This window comes from Aeromonas sp. 600276 (assembly GCF_049175815.1).
Classification (GTDB): domain Bacteria; phylum Pseudomonadota; class Gammaproteobacteria; order Enterobacterales; family Aeromonadaceae; genus Aeromonas; species Aeromonas dhakensis.
This window is the reverse complement of the sequence record NZ_JAAKVU010000013.1, coordinates 1-18,132: the sequence shown is the minus strand read 5'-3', so window position 1 is coordinate 18,132 and position 18,132 is coordinate 1. Positions and strand designations below refer to the sequence as shown.

14 protein-coding genes are annotated in these 18,132 nt (G+C 59.7%); 7 read left to right on the top strand and 7 right to left on the bottom strand.

Annotated elements, in window-relative coordinates:
- Nucleotides 1-9: 9 nt before the first annotated feature.
- The 3 genes from mnmH to G5134_RS13795 form a co-directional block, all read right to left on the bottom strand.
- On the bottom strand, nucleotides 10-1,110 hold the full coding sequence (gene mnmH, locus G5134_RS13805) for a tRNA 2-selenouridine(34) synthase MnmH (RefSeq protein ID WP_065017129.1): 1,101 nt from the start codon (nucleotides 1,108-1,110) through the stop codon (nucleotides 10-12).
- A complete protein-coding gene (gene selD / locus G5134_RS13800) occupies nucleotides 1,107-2,144 on the bottom strand; it encodes a selenide, water dikinase SelD (RefSeq protein WP_010633959.1) in 1,038 nt (345 codons plus the stop codon). The genes mnmH and selD overlap by 4 nt, the downstream gene beginning before the upstream one ends.
- Before the next feature lie 389 nt (nucleotides 2,145-2,533).
- Complete coding sequence (locus G5134_RS13795; protein ID WP_065017130.1) at nucleotides 2,534-3,718, bottom strand: acyltransferase family protein; 1,185 nt, start codon at nucleotides 3,716-3,718, stop codon at nucleotides 2,534-2,536.
- Nucleotides 3,719-3,978: 260 nt separating this feature from the next.
- Here G5134_RS13795 and G5134_RS13790 point away from each other — a divergent pair, with 260 nt between their 5' ends.
- Nucleotides 3,979-4,623: a glutathione S-transferase family protein gene (locus G5134_RS13790; protein WP_065017131.1), complete on the top strand. Its 645-nt coding sequence runs from the start codon at nucleotides 3,979-3,981 to the stop codon at nucleotides 4,621-4,623.
- A gap of 473 nt (nucleotides 4,624-5,096) precedes the next feature.
- On the opposite strand, the gene G5134_RS13785 is transcribed toward G5134_RS13790, so the two are convergent.
- The gene (locus tag G5134_RS13785; RefSeq protein WP_065017132.1) at nucleotides 5,097-6,290 is read right to left on the bottom strand and encodes a class I SAM-dependent methyltransferase; all 1,194 of its coding nucleotides are present in this window, start codon (nucleotides 6,288-6,290) and stop codon (nucleotides 5,097-5,099) included.
- A 347-nt stretch (nucleotides 6,291-6,637) separates the two neighbouring features.
- Between G5134_RS13785 and G5134_RS13780 the strand changes: the two genes are divergently transcribed.
- Nucleotides 6,638-8,152 carry a flagellin gene (locus tag G5134_RS13780; RefSeq protein ID WP_065017133.1) on the top strand — a complete coding sequence of 505 codons (1,515 nt, stop codon included), beginning with the start codon at nucleotides 6,638-6,640 and terminating at the stop codon, nucleotides 8,150-8,152.
- 147 nt (nucleotides 8,153-8,299) lie between these two features.
- Here G5134_RS13780 and G5134_RS13775 read toward each other — a convergent pair whose 3' ends face one another.
- The gene (locus tag G5134_RS13775; RefSeq protein ID WP_421232057.1) at nucleotides 8,300-9,730 is read right to left on the bottom strand and encodes a methyl-accepting chemotaxis protein; all 1,431 of its coding nucleotides are present in this window, start codon (nucleotides 9,728-9,730) and stop codon (nucleotides 8,300-8,302) included.
- 85 nt (nucleotides 9,731-9,815) lie between these two features.
- On the opposite strand from G5134_RS13775, the gene G5134_RS13770 reads away from it, so the two are divergent.
- Nucleotides 9,816-10,088: an acylphosphatase gene (locus tag G5134_RS13770; protein WP_005300975.1), complete on the top strand. Its 273-nt coding sequence runs from the start codon at nucleotides 9,816-9,818 to the stop codon at nucleotides 10,086-10,088.
- An 89-nt stretch (nucleotides 10,089-10,177) separates the two neighbouring features.
- On the opposite strand, the gene G5134_RS13765 is transcribed toward G5134_RS13770, so the two are convergent.
- On the bottom strand, nucleotides 10,178-10,813 hold the full coding sequence (locus G5134_RS13765; protein ID WP_010633965.1) for a glutathione S-transferase family protein: 636 nt from the start codon (nucleotides 10,811-10,813) through the stop codon (nucleotides 10,178-10,180).
- A gap of 197 nt (nucleotides 10,814-11,010) precedes the next feature.
- Nucleotides 11,011-13,044, bottom strand: a complete 2,034-nt coding sequence (gene metG / locus G5134_RS13760) for a methionine--tRNA ligase (protein ID WP_065017135.1) — start codon at nucleotides 13,042-13,044, stop codon at nucleotides 11,011-11,013.
- 187 nt (nucleotides 13,045-13,231) lie between these two features.
- Between metG and apbC the strand changes: the two genes are divergently transcribed.
- The 4 genes from apbC (at nucleotide 13,232) to G5134_RS13740 (ending at nucleotide 17,583) form a co-directional block, all read left to right on the top strand.
- On the top strand, nucleotides 13,232-14,314 hold the full coding sequence (gene apbC / locus G5134_RS13755; RefSeq protein ID WP_005300966.1) for an iron-sulfur cluster carrier protein ApbC: 1,083 nt from the start codon (nucleotides 13,232-13,234) through the stop codon (nucleotides 14,312-14,314).
- A gap of 110 nt (nucleotides 14,315-14,424) precedes the next feature.
- Nucleotides 14,425-15,069, top strand: a complete 645-nt coding sequence (gene udk / locus G5134_RS13750; protein ID WP_005300963.1) for a uridine kinase — start codon at nucleotides 14,425-14,427, stop codon at nucleotides 15,067-15,069.
- A 63-nt stretch (nucleotides 15,070-15,132) separates the two neighbouring features.
- Complete coding sequence (gene dcd / locus G5134_RS13745) at nucleotides 15,133-15,714, top strand: dCTP deaminase (protein WP_005300960.1); 582 nt, start codon at nucleotides 15,133-15,135, stop codon at nucleotides 15,712-15,714.
- 399 nt (nucleotides 15,715-16,113) lie between these two features.
- Nucleotides 16,114-17,583, top strand: a complete 1,470-nt coding sequence (locus G5134_RS13740) for an inorganic phosphate transporter (protein WP_065017136.1) — start codon at nucleotides 16,114-16,116, stop codon at nucleotides 17,581-17,583.
- Nucleotides 17,584-18,132: the final 549 nt, after the last annotated feature.

The window sequence follows — 18,132 nt, the reverse complement described above, 5'->3', positions numbered from 1 at the left end:
CGGTGAAGATCAGGCACGCTGCTGGGCAAAGAAGTCGAGGCAGGCCTGCTTGTCACCCTGGAAGATGACGCGCTCGCGCTTGTTGCCAAGCTGGTAGAGATACATGGGGTCGTAGTAGCGGGTCAACAGCAGGGTGATCCAGGCCAGGTGCAGCTCGGTGTGGCCACTGCGGCCTTGCTCTTCGAGGGCCACTTGCATCAACTGATCCAGCTCGCGATGAGCCTGATCGCCGAGCCGGCGCTTGAGTCTGGCCAGGGCGTCGGTGAGGTAGGCGGCAAACAGCGGCCAGCCCTCTTCGGCGCCGAAACGCTCCTCATAACGCAGCCAGAGATCGTGTACATAGTCCTGGCGGATCTGTTCGGCGCGCTCCTCTTGCGGCACCTCGACCACCACCAGCGGGGCCTGGCTCATGGTGTCAAACAGCGAATTGGGCAGGCAGCAGCGGCCGATGAGGCGGCTTTCGTCTTCCACCACGAAACGCTGCTCCCCCTGCTGCCTACGTTTGAGCAGCTCGATGGCCATGTTGTTTTCAAAGTTGATGTTGCTGGGCTGGCCGCCGGGCAGCTGGCCAAAGGATGACCCCCTGTGGTGGGCGTGCCCCTCCAGATCCAGCGCCTGGGCCACCTTGGCCAGCATGTGGGTCTTGCCGGAGCCGGTCATGCCGGTCAGCACGCTCCAGTGGCACTCGGCTGCCGCCCCGTCGAGCGTGTCGATGAGGAAGCGACGCAGATCCTTGTAGCCACCGGCCACCCGCGGGCGGGTGACTCCCGCCTCATGCAGCCACTGCTGCACCGTTTGCGAGCGCAGACCGCCGCGAAAGCAGTAGAGCACGGCATCTGGCTGTCGGCGCAGCTGGGCCAGCCAGCCTTCGAGGCGTTCGGCCCGCACCGCGCCACCGACCAGTTGATGACCCAGCGCGATGGCGGCCGCCTGACCCTGCTGCTTGAAGCAGGTACCGACCTGGGCCCGCTCATCATCTGTCATCAACGGCAGATTGATCGAGCAGGGGAAGGCCCCCTCCTTGAACTCGATGGGGGCGCGCAGGTCGATGAGCGGAACGTCATCCAGAAAAATCCGGGCGTAATCCGTGGCCAGTGGCAGTGCACTCATTGGACAACCTCGATGAACTGGTTGCCGGTTTGGGCCTGCAGCTGGCCGATGGGGGAGAGGGTCAGCCCTGCCTGTGCGGCAATGGCGAGGAGCTCGGCTTCACTTTCTTTACCGACGGCTACCAGCAGGCCGCCGCTGGTCTGCGGGTCGCACAGGATGTTGCGGGTGCGATCGTCCATGGCGTCCAGCTTGGCGCCATAGGAGTCAAAATTGCGCAGAGTACCGCCCGGTACGCAGCCCTCGCTCAGGTAGTAATCCACCTCGTCCAGCAGTGGCAGCGCCTTGAAGTCCAGGCGGGCACTGACGCCGGAACCTTCGCACATCTCCAGCAGATGGCCAGCCAGACCAAAGCCGGTCACGTCGGTCATGGCGTGCACGCCGGGCAATTCGGCAAAGCGCTGGCCAATCTTGTTGAGGGTACACATGGCGTTGGGGGCCAGCTGCTCGTGCTCGGGCTTGAGTTTGCCCTTCTTCTGGGCGGTGGTGAGGATGCCGATGCCAAGTGGCTTGGTCAGATAGAGGGTGTCACCCACCTTGGCGGTGTCGTTCTGCTTGATGGCGTTGAGCGGCACGATACCGGTCACCGCGAGGCCAAAGATGGGCTCGGGGGCATCGATGCTGTGGCCGCCGGCCAGAGAAATACCCGCTTCGTGGCATACCTGACGGCCGCCGTCGATCACCTGCTGGGCCACTTCGGCCGGCAGGGTGTTGATGGGCCAGCCGAGGATGGCGATGGCGACGATGGGTTTGCCACCCATGGCGTAGATATCACTGATGGCGTTGGTGGCGGCGATGCGGCCGAAGGTGAAGGGGTCATCGACGATGGGCATGAAGAAGTCGGTGGTGGAGACGATGCCCTGACCGTTGCCGATATCGACCACGGCCGCGTCATCCTTGCTGCTGTTGCCAACTACTAGGGTCGGGTCGTCAAAGCCAGGGATCTGGCTCTTGAGGATGGTGTCGAGCACCTTGGGAGAGATTTTGCAGCCGCAGCCAGCGCCGTGGCTGTATTGGGTCAGACGAATGGAAGACATACTTTCCCCTTGTGTGTGCAAACGTGCGTGTACAAACAAAATAAGTGCAGCGGCTCTGCGGAGCCGTCAAATGGGTGCGCATGCGCGCGAAACTTGGGTGGCCCAGGCTGGCTGTGTGCGCAGCGATGCAAGGCTTGCCGTGCAAGGCAGCCTGGCAGGACGGGGGAGGAGGGGCGACATCGCGCCGGCGCAGCCCCGCCAAGGGCCACAGGACGGGTCATTATGCCACAAATGGCCGCTCCGGTTCGAACTGGAATTCACACAAAGCACAGGGAATTGGCGGGTTCAAAGGGAGGGAGCAGCCTTCGCTATGACGCTGGCAGGGCTCTACCCCGGCGTCGCCCCGAAGGCAAGCCATGCTGCCATCGGGGCCATCTTTGGTGGGGAACTTAACCGGCTTGCTCCATCACCGGCTGGCGAGCCTTGCCGAGCCGGCGCAAGCGCCGTTGCAGCGGCCGCTCCAGCAGGGTGTAGCTCAGCGCCGAGAGACCGATCAGCACGACGAGCATCAACAGAGTGGCCAACACACCCAGCAAGGGGTTGGTCTGGGCATACCACCACGCAGTGAGCCCCGGCGCCAGATAGTGGACAAGCTCGCAGCCGGTGAGCAGCACCAGGGCGTGAAGCAGGTAGATGGAGTAGGAGAGATCCCCCAGCCAGTTGGTGAAGCGGTTATCCAGGAGGCGCAGCAGCGGGCTCTGGCGATCGCCCTGGCAGGCGGCAATCCAGATCAGCAACACGTAGGCGCTGATCAGCAGCAGGGTCAGCGGCGGCGTCATGGTGAACTGCATCAGCGCGAAGGGGAGCAGAAAGGCGATCAGCAGCGGCAGATCTTGCTGCATCATGGGCCACTGGCGGGCGGTCTTCACCTTCGGCAGCAGCCAGAGACCGAGCACGAATTCACTCACCCCGCGCCCGACGGCCAGTGCCCCGCTGGTGACATCCAGGGTGCTCCGGCTGTGCACGATAAAGGCCAGCACCGTCAGGGCCAGCAAGGGGGCGAGGTTGCTCCAGCGGCTGCGGGTGACGGCGAGGGGAATGAGCAGTGGAAACAGCAGATAGCTAATCCACTCCACGCTCAGCGACCAGGCGGCGAAGTTCCAGGTCAACCCCTGATCGGTCACCACCTGCAGCAGCAACAGGCTGCTTGGCAGCGCCTCGGCCGGGGTAAAGGGCGAGCCGAAAGGAGGCATCCCCTCCCACTCCCACATCTTGAACAGGGGGCCGGCGTAGAAGCCAATCCCATGGTGGGCCTTGTAGAGCTCCCAGCCAACCAGCAGCAGCAGGGTCACCAGGTAGAGGGGATAAACCCGGGTCAGCCGCAGCCAGAGGAAGCGGCCATAACTTATGGTGCGGGGCGTGCGGGCGAAGTCTTCCCCGTAGACGTGGGCCAGCACCAGCCCGCTCAAAATAAAGAACAGATCGACCCAGAGGTAGCCGTTCTCGATGAGTTGGGTGTGGCCGGCAATCGACTCCATCCACTGAGGAAAGAGCAACAAGCGGGCGTGAAACAACACCACCATCAGGGCAGCGATGCCCCGCAGCGGCGTCAACAGCGGCAATGATTGATTCATGACGGGATCCTTGATGATGTTCAGCTTGGCCTGACATCAATTTTTGTTGTGGTGCCGCTCATCAACCCTGATGAGTCGGCCGCCTAGGCTTGGCGGGCACAGGCGGGATCACCCTACCTAAAAGAGAGCCATACGGGTGTGATTTTCGTCATGAATGCGCATTTATCATCCAAAAACCAGCAAAGAATCCGCGCTGTAGCGAAGGTGAAGAGGGGATCTAGACTAGGGAAGTCATCCATCCGCGTGCAAGGTGCGTCCCGATGAAACTCTATGCCCATCCTTTCTCGTCCTACAGCCAGAAGGTGCTGATCGCCCTCTACGAGAATGCCACCCCGTTTGACTACCGGAATCTGGAAGAGCCGGCGGCCAACGCCGAACTTGCCGCCCTCTGGCCGCTCAAGCGCTTCCCGGTGCTGCTGGATGACGGTCGCTGCATCCTCGAGAGCAGCACCATAGTCGCCCATCTGCAGGCGCACCACCCGGGCCCCGTCTGCCTGATCCCGCCTGGCGATGCGGGCTTGGAAGTGCATATGCTGGATCGCGTCTTCGACAACTATGTGATGACGCCGATGCAAAAAGTGGTGCTGGATATGCTGCGCCCGGCCGCTGAGCGTGACCGCTATGGCGTAGTGGAGGCCCGCGAGCTGCTCGATCAGATCTACCCCTGGCTCGATCAGCGGCTGGAAGGGCGCCACTGGATTGCCGGCGCAGACTTCACGCTGGCCGATTGCGCCGCCGCGCCCTCGCTCTTCTACGCCGACTGGGCCCACGAGATCCCCGCTGGCCATGGCTGCCTGCGTGCCTATCGCGCCCGTCTACTCAGCTATCCCTCCATCGTGCGGGTGGTGGAGGAGGCCAGACCATTTCGGCACTACTTCCCGTTGGGAGCGCCAGCGCGTGACTGAATGGAATGATGCATTCCTGCCGACCTGGTGCTTTGACGAGCCGGGAGAGGCAGGGTTGTGACCAACCACAGGGGAAAACAACAATATTCACTCAGGTGAGTAAATATGCGTTTATGGCCGATATTTCCCCGAGAAATTTTTAATGTTGATGCGTAATATTTCATGTTTTTGCATAAAACAAATGCCGGGCAGTCCCTGCTGGTGGGCTGTATATGCCATGCCAAGGGTGAAAGAGGCATGAGAACCGAACTAGCAATGCAGCAGCCCCGGAGTGAGGATGGCTGTAGTCAGTCGAAGAGGAGAGATAGGGGCACCCATCGCTGTTGGCGGCAACGTCGGGGGGAGGTTATCTCTTTGGCGGCCGCATAAAAAAAGCCCGCTTTGATCGCGGGCTTTTTGATGGCTTGCCGGACCCCGTCCTGGCCCGGATCTGGAACCGGGGAGAAGGGGTTGTCAGCGCTGGTCTGCTCGGCTTAGCGGGCGCGCACCACCAGTCCCTTGAGGTAGAAGCCTTCCGGATAGGCGGTACCTATGGGGTGATCGGATGCCTGGGACAAGAGCTCCAGGATCTGGGCGTCGCGGCCGGCATCGAGCGCTGCATCGGCGACGATCTTCTGGAACAGGCTCTGTTCCATCAGGCCGGAGCAGGAGTAGGTCAGCAGCACGCCACCCGGCGCCAGCAGCTGGAACGCCAGCATGTTGATGTCCTTGTAGCCGCGGCAGGCGCCCAGCAGCTGGGCCTTGCTCTCGGCAAACTTGGGCGGATCCAGCACAATGACATCGAACTTCTCGCCCTTCTCGCGGTATTCGCGCAGCAGCTTGAACACGTCGTAACGGACGAACTGGGTGTTGCTGGTATCGAGACCGTTCAGCTCGGCGTTCTGGCGGGCGATGTCCAGCGCATTCTGGGAGAGATCCACGTTGACCACCTCCTTGGCACCGCCCTTGAGGGCATAAACGCCAAAACCACCGGTGTAGCAGAAGCAGTTGAGCACCCGCTTGCCTTCGGTGTACTTGGCGGCGGCCTGACGGTTGTCACGCTGATCCAGATAGAAGCCGGTCTTGTGGCCGTTGCGGATGTCCACCAGGATCTTGACGCCGCCGTTTTCCTCGATCACCACCGGCTCGTTCGGGGTCTCACCATGGATGACGCCGGTACGCTCTTTCAGACCTTCCTTCTTGCGCACCGCCACATCGGAGCGCTCATAGATGCTGCACTCGGGGTAGAGGGTGCGCAGCGCCTGGGTGATCAGCTCACGCTGGAACTCGGCGCCGGCGGAGAGGATCTGGCACACCAAAAAATCGGCGTAGCGGTCGATGGTCAAGCCCGGCAGGCCGTCGGACTCGGCAGCGCACAGGCGATAGCCGGTGAGGCCCTGACGCTTGATGAGCCCGTCACGGGACTCCTGGGCGTATTTCAGGCGACGGATGAAGAAGTCGAGATCGACGGTCTCATCCTTGTCGAAGGTCCAGACCCGGGCGCGGATCTGGGAGCTGCCGGACCAGGCGCCACGGGCGAGCCATTTGCCGTCATGGGTGAAGATCTCGACGGTATCGCCGTCAATGGGGTTGCCCTGAACCCGCTCGATCCCCTTGGAGAAGATCCAGGGGTGGCGACGCAGCAGGGATTTTTCGCGGCCTTTGACGAGATAGATGGAAGCGCTCATGGGAGTTGCCAGATGGTCAAAAGAAAAGGGGCCACATTCTAAGGGCAATAAGGCTGCTAAGCCAGTCTTTGCTGGCATACGACGCATGACTGCTCTCTGCCCTTGAGCAGCGATCAGGTACCGGCTTCGCGTAATTTCATGAAACTCGGCGTTGGCGTATCTGGCTGCCCAGCTTATCAGTATTGGCCTTAAATGCTTCTTTTTTACTCAAATCCACTCTTTGAGTGCGCAAAATATATCCATATTGGTATTTTTATCTTTATTCTGTGCAATTTCCTCTAAAGAGCCATTTGGTGATGTCGATAGTGTGGATGTCATTTTGAATCTTTCCTTGTATCGAGCTGTCCATGTCACTCTCTATTGCGACCAATGTTTCCTCCCTCAATGCGTCTCGTCATCTTGGTCAGTCATCAAACACGCTGGACTCGGTCTATCGACGACTCTCATCCGGATTGCGCATCAACAGTGCTGCCGATGATGCTGCCGGCTTGCAGATTGGCAATCGTCTCACCAGTGAAGTAAACGGGACCAACACGGCGATCCGCAATGCCAATGATGGGATATCAGTTATCAATGTGGCTGATGGGGCACTCGATGAGTCGATGAACCTGATGCAGCGGATGCGTACTCTCGCGTTGCAGTCAGGGAGTGGTGCCAATACGACAGAGGATCGCATAGCCCTGAATGCTGAATTCAAGCAACTGCAGTTGGAAATGGACCGGATCGCCACAGGTACCCAGTTTGCCGGACAGGAACTGCTGGCGGGGAGTTATAAGGGGATCTTCTCGGTTGGAGCTTATGCAGGTCAGAATACCGTCATCACCGATCTCAATGCACAAACCAAAAATCTGGGGGAGATGGAGTGGCAAGCGCGCAGTCCGGCAGGCAGCAAGCCGGGGGCTTATGACATTTCTGATCTCAAACTTTCAGCTCAGCCCGTGACTCTCAACGGCGTGACCTTTGACAAGGATTATGCAACCCTGGAAGCGCTCGTGGCTGATATCAATGGCACAACCTTTCCCAATAATCAGGGGCCGGTAACAGCACGGCAACTGCCATTTTCCGTGGCCTCTTCCGTCGATTTGTCCGCCTTGCCATCCTATATCGATGTGGCGGGCCACTCTGTGGACTTGACCAGCGGGATTGATATGACTGGATGGGATCCGGTCAATCCAACGCCCGAAAACAACGATTTGATGAGGGAAGTGGTCAAGCGTATCAATAATACGGCTCAGTCAGCGGGTTTAGGGTTTTATGTGAGTGCGTCCAACAGCAACAATCCTGCCAGCAATGCATTGACTGTTTATAGCTCACAGGGGAACAGTCTTGCGCTGGCCAATGGCACAACGCCCCCTCCGCAACCCGCACCACCGGCGCTGCCAGTGAGCAGCAATTCTTCTTTGAGCGCTCTTTTGCCAGATGTCTCCCCCACGACTTATATCGGCCAGATGGAATTGCACTCATCTGGTGACAAGTACTCCAACATCGACATGCAAGGGGCGAGCTTGCATGCACTGGGTTTCTATCAAGCAGACAAGAAGAAATATACCATTGATAATATTGATGTTCTGAATGATGACAATGCTAGCAGAGCGATCAAGACGCTGGATGTGGGCATGAAACAGTTAGGGGTTCAGCGTTCGCGGCTCGGGGCCCAGGCCAATGCACTGGACACCCGGGTACGAAATCTGGCCAACACCAATGAGAGCCTCAGTGCTGCCCGTTCACGGATCCGGGATGCCGACATAGCGAGTGAGTCGGCCCGCCTGGTGCGTACCCAGATATTGCAGCAGGCGAGCTCATCCATCTTAAGTCAGGCCAACAGCCGACCCAATATGGCTCTCAGCCTGCTGCAGTCATAATGATGGGGGACGCAGGCTGCACCGCGATCAAATGAGTGGAGCGTCATTGAACGCAAATAGTTCGGTGACGTTATTTCAAGCCCATGTTAATGCTGAAACGACAGAGGCCATCCCTGGGGATGGCCTCTGTCGTTATTGCGCGGCAAGTTAGATCTTCAGGCCTTTCAGGGCCTGGGTCAGCTCGGTAGCGGTGGCCTTGAGGCCGGCGGTGCCGGCCACCGAGGCGCTGGCGGACGCTTCCACCTGGCCCGCTTCATGGCGCACCTGATCCAGATTGCGGGTGATCTCTTCGGCCACCGAGCTCTGCTGTTCGCTCGAGGTGGCGATCTGGGTGCTCATCTCCAGCACCGCATCGCTGTGGTTGCTGAGCTTGTCGATGTCTAGCCCCACCTCGCTGATGAGCTGCTGACTGCTGGCCGCCCGCTCCACCGTCTTCTCCATGATGTCGTTCAGTGCCCCGGTGCCGGCCTGCAGCTCTTCAATCATCTGTTGGATCTCTACCGTGGCCTGCTGGGTGCGGCTGGCCAGGGTGCGAACCTCGTCGGCCACCACCGCAAAACCACGGCCCTGCTCGCCGGCGCGGGCCGCCTCGATGGCGGCGTTGAGGGCCAGCAGGTTGGTCTGCTGGGAGATGGCGTTGATGACGTTGACCACTTCGTTGATGCGATTGGCATTGTGGGTCAGCCGCTCCACCGCACCGGAGGCGTTGCCGATCTCGTCGGCCAGGGTGCGGATGGCGGTGATGGTGCGCGATACCCGAGAGGCGCCGTTGGCCGCCTCTTCACTCGACTGGCGGGTCTGCTGCAGAGTGTCGTTGGCATTGCGGGCAACCTCGCGAATGGCGGCGGACATCTGCTCCATGGCGGCGGCCAGGGAGTCCATGTGCTGGCGCTGGGAGCGGGCCATGGTTTCGCCTTCACTCGCATGATCGCGAAACTCGTCGGCGGCCATGGTCAGCGCCTCGGCGGACTCCTCCACCAGCTGTACTATCTTGTGCTGGCGGTCGGTGAAGCGGTCGATGCTGCCGGCCAGAATGGAGAACTCGTCGCGCACCGGAAAGAAGTTGAGGCGGAAGGTGAGATCGCCATCCGCCACTGTTTGCAGCGCCTTGTTGGTTGAGTAGAGCGCCCCCGATACGAAGGTCATCAGGTAGTGGGTCACCAGGGCCAGCAGGGCGGCCAGCACGGCTATGATGGTGAGCGTGGTGCCCTGACCATCCCACAGGGAGTAGCGGGAGGCATCCAGGGTACTGGTGACGACCCCGGCCTGACCGGCGCTGGCGCCGTATCGATAGATGTCGCCCTGCTGGGTCAACCCTGTGCTGCCGGTCGGGCTCAGCGTGAGCTCGGCGGGCAGAGTCAGATCGGCGTGCTGGCTGGCCAGCTGGGCGCTCAGTTCGACCCGCTGCTTGAGCTGATCCAGGCGCAGTTGCATCTCCTGCTGATGGCCGTCTGCCAGCAGGTACCAGCTGATAAAGGCGATGAACAGCAGCGGGCACCAGAAGGTGATGAGAAATTTTTCGCTGATCGTGAGGTGAATGAGATAACGGTCAACCCACCGAAACTTTACTTCTTTCATAATGGTATTGCGTCCTGCAAGGGGATGAGAGTGTCGCGCTCATTATCGCCTTGGAGGGAAATTTCTTAAGGGGAAGGTGTGAGAAATGGGAGAGCAATCGTTTGTCGTGCGAGTGTGGGGCCTGGTGCAGGGGGTGGGGTTTCGTTACTTCACCCGGGAGCGGGCGCTGCAACTGGGGCTGCGGGGCCATGCCTACAACCTGGAAGATGGCTCGGTGGAGATCCTCATCTGCGGGCCGGAGCAGAGCGTGCAAATGATGCTGGGCTGGCTGGAGCGTGGCCCGCGCACCGCCGAGGTGACCCGGATGGAGTATGAAGTTGCGCCACCGCCCAAGGGGAGCGGCTTTCATACCAATTGAGCGCCTTGCCACGCCAATGATGCCAAACAGCCATAAAAAACGGGAGCCTTGCGGGCTCCCGTTTGCATTGACGCTCTCTTGTCCGCAGGTCAGCCGGCCTGAGCGGCATCGGCGATGGCCTGGGTCTTGGCCAGCACCGCCTGCAGGGCGGGGCGTTTGGCCAGACGATCCCGATAGGCCGCGAGTTTGGGCGGAATGGTCTGCTCGAAACGGGTGGCCCACATCAGGGTATGGGCCAGCAGCAGATCGGCGATGGTTACCTGCTCACCCAGCAGGTAACCCTGCTCGGGCACCCAGGATTCGGCGATGGCCGCCGCCTTGTCGAACTCCCACTTGGCGGTGGGGAAGATGGCCGGCAGGCGCTGGGCCTCGGGCAGGGCGAAGCGGTGCTTGCCGATGGTCCACAGCGGCTGTTCCAGCTCGCAGGTGATGAAACTGACCCACTGGGCGTGCAGCGCCGAGGCCTGGGTCCCTCTGGCCGGCAGCCAGTTCGGGCCATACACCTCGGCCAGGTACTGCATGATGGCGGCGGACTCGGTCAACACGAACTCCCCGTCCTTGAGTACCGGCATCTTGCCGCTTGGATTGAGGGTCAAAAACCAGTCGCTGCGATTCTCGCCCTTGGCGAAGTCGAGAAACTGGAACTGCCATGCCACGTCCAGCTCTTCCAGTAACCAGGATACGCGCAGGGCCCGGCTGACGGGGGTGCCATATAAGGTGATCATGCTTGCTCCTTGCCTGATGAATGGGCCATGGGCCCGAAGTGAATCGCCAGTCTAGGCAAATTGCTTGGGAGCAACAAGCACCCAAGGTGGGAGACAAAGCGCAAAACGGCGCAAGCGGTGGGAGAAGAGGAGGAGGAAAGAGGGAAAATAAAAGGGAGGCCCCAGGCCTCCCTCATTGTTAACGGCTACGGTAGCGTTTACTTGACGCGCATGCCAGGCTGGGCCCCTTCCTGCGGCTCCAGGATCCAGAGATCCTTGCCACCCGGGCCGGCGGCCAGCACCATGCCTTCGGACATGCCAAAGCGCATCTTGCGCGGGGCCAGGTTGGCCACCATCACGGTCAGCTTGCCTTCCAGATCTTCCGGGTTGTAGGCGGACTTGATGCCGGCAAACACCTGACGGGTCTCGCCGCCGATGTCCAGTTGCAGCTTGAGCAGCTTGTCCGCTTCCGGCACCGCTTCGGCCTTCGTGATCAGCGCCACGCGCAGGTCAATCTTGGCAAAATCGTCGTAGGCGATGGTTTCGCTGATGGGGTCATCAACCAGCGGACCGGTGGCTTTCGGTGCCTGCTCTTTGGCCAGATCCTCTTTGGAAGCCTCGATCATGGCTTCAATCTTGGCCGGCTCGATGCGGGAGAAGAGCGCCTTGAACGGGGCGACAGTGTGGTCGACCAGCGGGGCGGCGATACCATCCCAGCTGAGGGTCTCGGCCAGGAAGGCCTCGGCGCGCTCGGCCAGCAGCGGCATGACGGGCTTGAGGTAGGCCATCAGCACGCGGAACAGGTTGATGCCGACGGAGCAGACCGCTTGCAGTTCGGCATCCGCCCCTTCCTGCTTGGCGATGACCCAGGGGGCTTTGTCGTCCACGTAGCGGTTGGCCTTGTCGGCCAGTGCCATGATCTCGCGGATGGCGCGGCTGAACTCGCGGCTCTCGTAGGCCTCGGCGATGGCGGTGCGGGCGTTGGCGAACTCGGCGTAGAGCTCAGGCTCGGCGCAGGTGGCGGCCAGCTTGCCGTCGAAGCGCTTGGCGATGAAGCCGGCGTTGCGCGACGCCAGGTTGACCAGCTTGTTGACCACATCGGCGTTGACGCGCTGCACGAAGTCTTCGAGGTTCAAGTCCAGATCGTCGATGCGGCTGTTGAGCTTGGCGGCGTAGTAGTAACGCAGGCACTCCGGATCCAGGTGATTGAGATAGGTGGAGGCCTTGATGAAGGTGCCCTTGGACTTGGACATCTTGGCGCCGTTGACGGTCACGTAGCCATGCACGTTGACCTTGGTCGGCTTGCGGAAACCTGCGCCTTCTAGCATGGATGGCCAGAACAGGCAGTGGAAGTAGGCGATGTCCTTGCCGATGAAGTGGTAGAGCTCGGCCTCGGAGTCCGCTTTCCAGTAGCTGTCGAAATCGATGTCGCCGCGCTTGTTGCACAGGTTCTTGAACGACGCCATGTAACCGATGGGGGCATCCAGCCAGACGTAGAAGTACTTGCCCGGGGCGCCGGGAATTTCGAACCCGAAATAGGGGGCGTCACGGGTGATGTCCCACTGCTGCAGGCCGCTTTCAAACCACTCCTGCATCTTGTTGGCCATCTCTTCCTGAATGGCGCCGGAGCCGCGCACCCAGTCGGCCAGCCAGGTTTCAAACTGCGGCAGGTCGAAGAAGAAGTGCTCGGAGTCCTTCATCACCGGGGTAGCGCCGGAGACGGCAGATTTCGGATCGATGAGCTCGGTCGGGCTGTAGGTGGCGCCGCAGCTGTCGCAGTTGTCGCCATACTGCTCCGGGGACTTGCACTTGGGGCAGGTGCCCTTGACGAAACGATCCGGCAGGAACATGGATTTTTCCGGATCGAACAGCTGGGAGATGGTGCGGCTCTTGATCTTGCCGCCGGCCTGCAGACGGCCGTAGATAAGCTCCGCCAGCTCGCGGTTCTCGTCGCTGTGGGTGGAGTGATAGTTGTCAAAACTGATGTTGAAGCCGGCGAAGTCGGCCTGGTGCTCCTGGGAGACGGCCGCGATCATCTCTTCCGGGGTGATCCCCAGCTGCTGGGCCTTGAGCATGATCGGGGTGCCGTGAGCATCGTCGGCACAGACAAAGTGCACCTGGTGACCGCGCATTCGCTGATAACGAACCCAGATATCGGCCTGGATGTGTTCCAGCATGTGGCCAAGATGGATGGAGCCATTGGCATAGGGAAGGGCGCAGGTTACCAGCATTGTACGAGGATCAGTTGCCATATAGTCGTTCTTGATGTGCTTGTTGGGATGATAGAGTGCCGTGCATGTTACCCGAATTGGGGGTAGCCTGCCTAGGGTTGTGGCTCGTCCTACCCGCCGGCGCACGCTGGTCGGCAAGCAGGCAAGCCACTGATTTTGTGTGCGGTAACCGTTCACCTCAAGATAATGACAAGATAATGAGGAGTTAATGGTGATTGATTCAGTAAAACAGATCCTGGCCGAATTTAAGCCGACAGGGTGGGGCAAGGATCTGGTGGCTGCCGGCTTCGTGCGCAGCATCGACAAACAAGGTTCGGCGCTCACCATTAAGCTGGTGCTGCCCTTCGCTGGCCACTCCCTGTTCGAGCAGATCCAGCAGGACTTCGATGCCCGGCTGCGCAGCGTCACCGGCGCGACCCGTATCGACTGGGTCGGCGAGATCGAGGTGGCCAGCATGCCGCGGGCGCAGGGGCTGGCGGCGGTGCAGGGCATTCGCAACATCATCGTGGTCGCCTCCGGCAAGGGCGGGGTGGGCAAGTCCACCACCGCCGTCAACCTGGCGCTGGCACTGCAAAAGGAGGGGGCGCGGGTCGCCATTCTGGATGCGGACATCTACGGTCCCTCCATTCCGACCATGACCGGAACCCTCAAGGAGCGTCCCGTCAGCCATGACGGCAAGCTGATGGAGCCGGTGATGGCCTGTGGCCTCAAGAGCAACAGCATCGGCTATCTGGTCTCCGAGCAGGATGCCACCATCTGGCGCGGCCCCATGGCGAGCAAGGCGCTGGCCCAGATCCTCCACGAGACCCGCTGGGGCGAGGTGGACTACCTGGTGGTGGACATGCCGCCGGGCACCGGTGACATCCAGCTCACCCTGGCCCAGCAGGTACCGACCACGGCAGCGGTGATCGTCACCACCCCTCAGGATGTGGCGCTGGCGGATGCGCGCAAGGGGGTGGCCATGTTCAACAAGGTCAATGTGCCCGTGCTCGGCATCGTCGAGAACATGAGTTATCACGTCTGCAGCGCCTGTGGTCATCATGAGGCGCTGTTCGGTACCGGCGGCGGCCAGAAGATGGCCGAGCAGTATCAGGTGGCCCTGCTGGGTCAGCTGCCACTGCACATCGACATCCGCAAACACATGGACGATGGCTGCCCGACCGTGTTCGGCGCACCGAAAGGGGAGCTGGCAGAGGCCTATCTGAAACTGGCCCGTCGGGTGGGGGCTGAACTCTATTTCAGCGGAAAACCGATTGCGACCCCCCTCTATACCATGGCGCTGGATGAATAATCGGCGGTCGGCCGTTTGGGGTGGATTTGAGGGTGGGCAGGGCTCACCCTTTTTTATATAATGGATCGGTTTAAACAATCCCCACTGCTCTTCTCTTTAGGTATTTTTCAATGTCTGATACTCAACATTCGTGTGTGATCATCGGTATTGCTGGTGCATCCGCGTCCGGCAAAAGTCTTATAGCCCAAACCATCTATGAAGAGCTGGTGGCCGAGCTGGGAGCCGGTCAAATTGGCGTGATCACCGAGGATTGCTACTATCGCGATCAGACCCACCTGACCATGGAAGAGCGGGTCAAGACCAACTATGACCACCCCAACGCGCTGGATCACGACCTGCTGGTACAACACCTGAGCCAGCTGGTGCAGGGGGATGCCGTCAACATTCCCCAGTATTCCTATACCGAACACACCCGCATGAGCGATGTGACCCCCTTTGCCCCGCGCCGGGTGATCATTCTGGAAGGGATCCTGCTGCTGACCGACAGCCGCTTGCGGGATCTGATGGATGCCTCCATCTTCATGGATACTCCGCTCGACATCTGCCTGCTGCGCCGCCTGGTGCGCGACGTGCAGGAGCGCGGCCGGACCATGGATTCCGTGCTCAAGCAGTACCAGAAGACGGTACGCCCCATGTTCCTGCAGTTTATCGAGCCTTCCAAGCAGTACGCGGACGTGATCGTGCCCCGTGGCGGCAAGAACCGCATCGCCATCGACATGCTCAAGGCGCGGATCCGCCATATGTTGATTGGTTGATAGATATCAAGCCGGGTGATGCCCGGCTTTTTTAAATGAACAATTTGTCAGGAGAGTCGCCCAATGCGTCTTTGTGATACCGATATCGAACGTCATCTGGATGAAGGCAAGATCGTCATTGAGCCAAGACCCGGTATTGAACGGATCAGTGGCGTCAGCGTCGACGTGTTGCTGGGCAACGAGTTTCGGGTGTTTCGCGATCACACCGCCCCCTACATCGATTTGAGCGGGCCGAGCAGCGAGATGGCCGATGCCATCGATCGGGTGATGAGCGACGAAATTCACATTCCCGATGGGGAAGCCTTCTATCTGCACCCGGGTCAGCTGGCGCTGGCGGTCACTTATGAATCGGTCACCCTGCCGGCGGATATCGTCGGCTGGCTCGATGGCCGTTCCTCCCTGGCCCGCCTGGGCCTCATGGTACATGTGACCGCACACCGCATCGATCCGGGCTGGTCCGGCCGCATCGTGCTGGAGTTCTACAACGGCGGCAAGCTGCCGCTGGCGCTGCGCCCCAAGATGAAGATAGGTGCGCTGAACTTCGAGATGCTCTCCGGTGTGGCGGCGCGTCCCTACAACAAGCGGGAAAACGCCAAGTACAAGAGCCAGCAGGGCGCCGTGGCCAGCCGCATCAACCAGGACTGATCTGGCCTGCGTGATCCTTGGCCGTCGACAAGAGACAATATGCTGAAGAAGGGCGCCCGCAACGGCGCCCTTATCCATGGTGGTGGCAACCTGCGTCGTCAGGTAAGTTGTCGGTTCCTTGTGCAATTTTCCCTTTTAGGTTGGTCCAGGATTGACGCAGCACGCACCTGTGGAGGGGGATTGAAGGGGCCTGAGACGATGAATTGTTCCCGTTTGGGGACTGTTTTTGTCAGGCAAGGTCTGTTTAATTAATCCAAGACAAGCCGCATGGTGACTGGCGCTAAGCTATTTTTTGGCTGAATGCTCTTTTTTTTTCTTACTGAAATATTTCACCAACGGGTATGGCGTTACCAGCCTTCTGGCATAATCCGCCGCAACTCATAAACAGGTTCGTTTTTTATGTTTGAAATGTTTAGTGGTTTGGGTTTGTGGTGGTCAATCGGTTTGATATTGGCCGTTTTTTTTGTGTTGGCCTATGAATTCATCAATGGCTTTCACGATACCGCCAACGCGGTAGCAACGGTCATCTATACCAAGGCGATGCCGGCACATACGGCCGTGGTGGCCTCCGGTCTGTTCAACTTTGCCGGGGTCATGATGGGCGGGTTGGGGGTGGCCTATGCCATTGTTCACCTGCTGCCCATCGATCTGCTGCTCGGAATGGACTCTACCCAGGGTCTTATCATGGTGTTCTCCCTGCTGTTTTCCGCCATCGTGTGGAACCTGGGCACCTGGTTCTTCGGGATCCCCGCATCCAGCTCGCACACGTTGATCGGCTCCATCCTGGGGGTAGGCGGCGCCTATGCCTGGATCAACCATCAACCGCTGCAGGAAGGCATCAACGTCGGTAAAGCCATCGACATCATGCTCTCCCTCATCATCTCGCCCACCGTCGGTTTCATCATCGCGGCCATACTGCTGTTTGCCATGAAACGTGTCTGGCAGGGCAGCAAGATCCACAAAACGCCGGAAGAGCGCCTGCTGGTGGATGGCAAGAAGCATCCGCCCTTCTGGGCTCGCCTCACGCTGGTCGCTTCTGCCATGGGGGTCAGCTTCGTGCACGGCTCCAACGATGGCCAGAAGGGTATCGGTCTGGTGATGCTGGTGCTGATCTGCATGGCGCCGGCCTACTTCGCGCTGGACATGAACAGCCGCTCCTACGATCTGGATCGCACCCAGGATGCCAACCAGCGCATCATGGAGATCTATCAGCGCAACCATGAGCAGGTTTCCAAGGTGGTGGACTTCAAGGTGCCGGCCCAGGCCCAGGAAGAGCTGATGACCCATTGCGCCGCCTCCGGTGCACTGCAGGCCATGGCCACCCTGGACAATCGTCTTGCCCAGGTGCGTACCTATGAAGAGATGGACCTGACCGATCGCCGTGAAGTACGTCGCCTGCTGCTGTGCATCGACGATACTGCACGCAAGGTTTCCAAGCTGCCGCTGCCGGCCAAGGAGCTGACCGATCTCGCCAAATGGCGCAAGGATCTGACCGCGACCGCCGAATACGCGCCGACCTGGGTTATCGTCTCCATCGCCCTGGCGCTTGGCTGCGGTACCATGGTGGGCTGGCGTCGTATCGTCTACACAGTAGGCGAGAAGATCGGCTCCTCCGGCATGACCTATAGCCAGGGGATCGCAGCCCAGATCACGGCAGCTGCCTCCATCGGTATCGCCAGTCTGACCGGCATGCCGGTGTCCACCACCCATATTCTCTCCTCTGCGGTAGCGGGGACCATGGTGGCCAACAAGTCGGGTCTGCAGAGCCAGACCATCAAGACCATTCTGATGGCCTGGGTGCTGACCCTGCCGCTCACCATGCTGCTCTCCGGTGGTCTGTTCCTGATCAGCAACCATCTGTTCAGTTGAACCAGTTCCATCTGATTGTCAAAAGGGCCCCAAGGGCCCTTTTTTCATGTCTTCAAAACAAACAATCAGCCATACCTTCGTAGTAGACGAGGACGCCAATGCTCTCGTTATATGCCATCAAACTAAATATTTGAAAATAATGTAAAAGACTTCTTACTGATCTCGCCCATATCACGACCTTTAAAAAAAACCGTCTACAAAGCGAAGGGATTTGACATCAACAAAAATGTGGCTCGTTAGACCAATCACTCAAGTAGTGGGGAGGCCAATCGGCGCGAGCAGCAGAGTTCAGATGATGTAACGAGGCAAAGACAAAGAGTACAAATGTGTGTTGGTGAATACCCGATAGAAGAAATGGACAGTGTGCAACGCCATGAGCAATGTTCTGCTCCGCTATCACTGCTTGGAAAGCCGGCTGGAGTGGGGGAGCAAGCCGTGTTAACCGCGGTTTCAACTGACCATGTCTGCTGTCTGTACAGATCTAGTTATCACCTGACACCGGCCTCAAACCGGTGTCTTGTTTACGCTACTTTAGTGCGCACTTCCTTC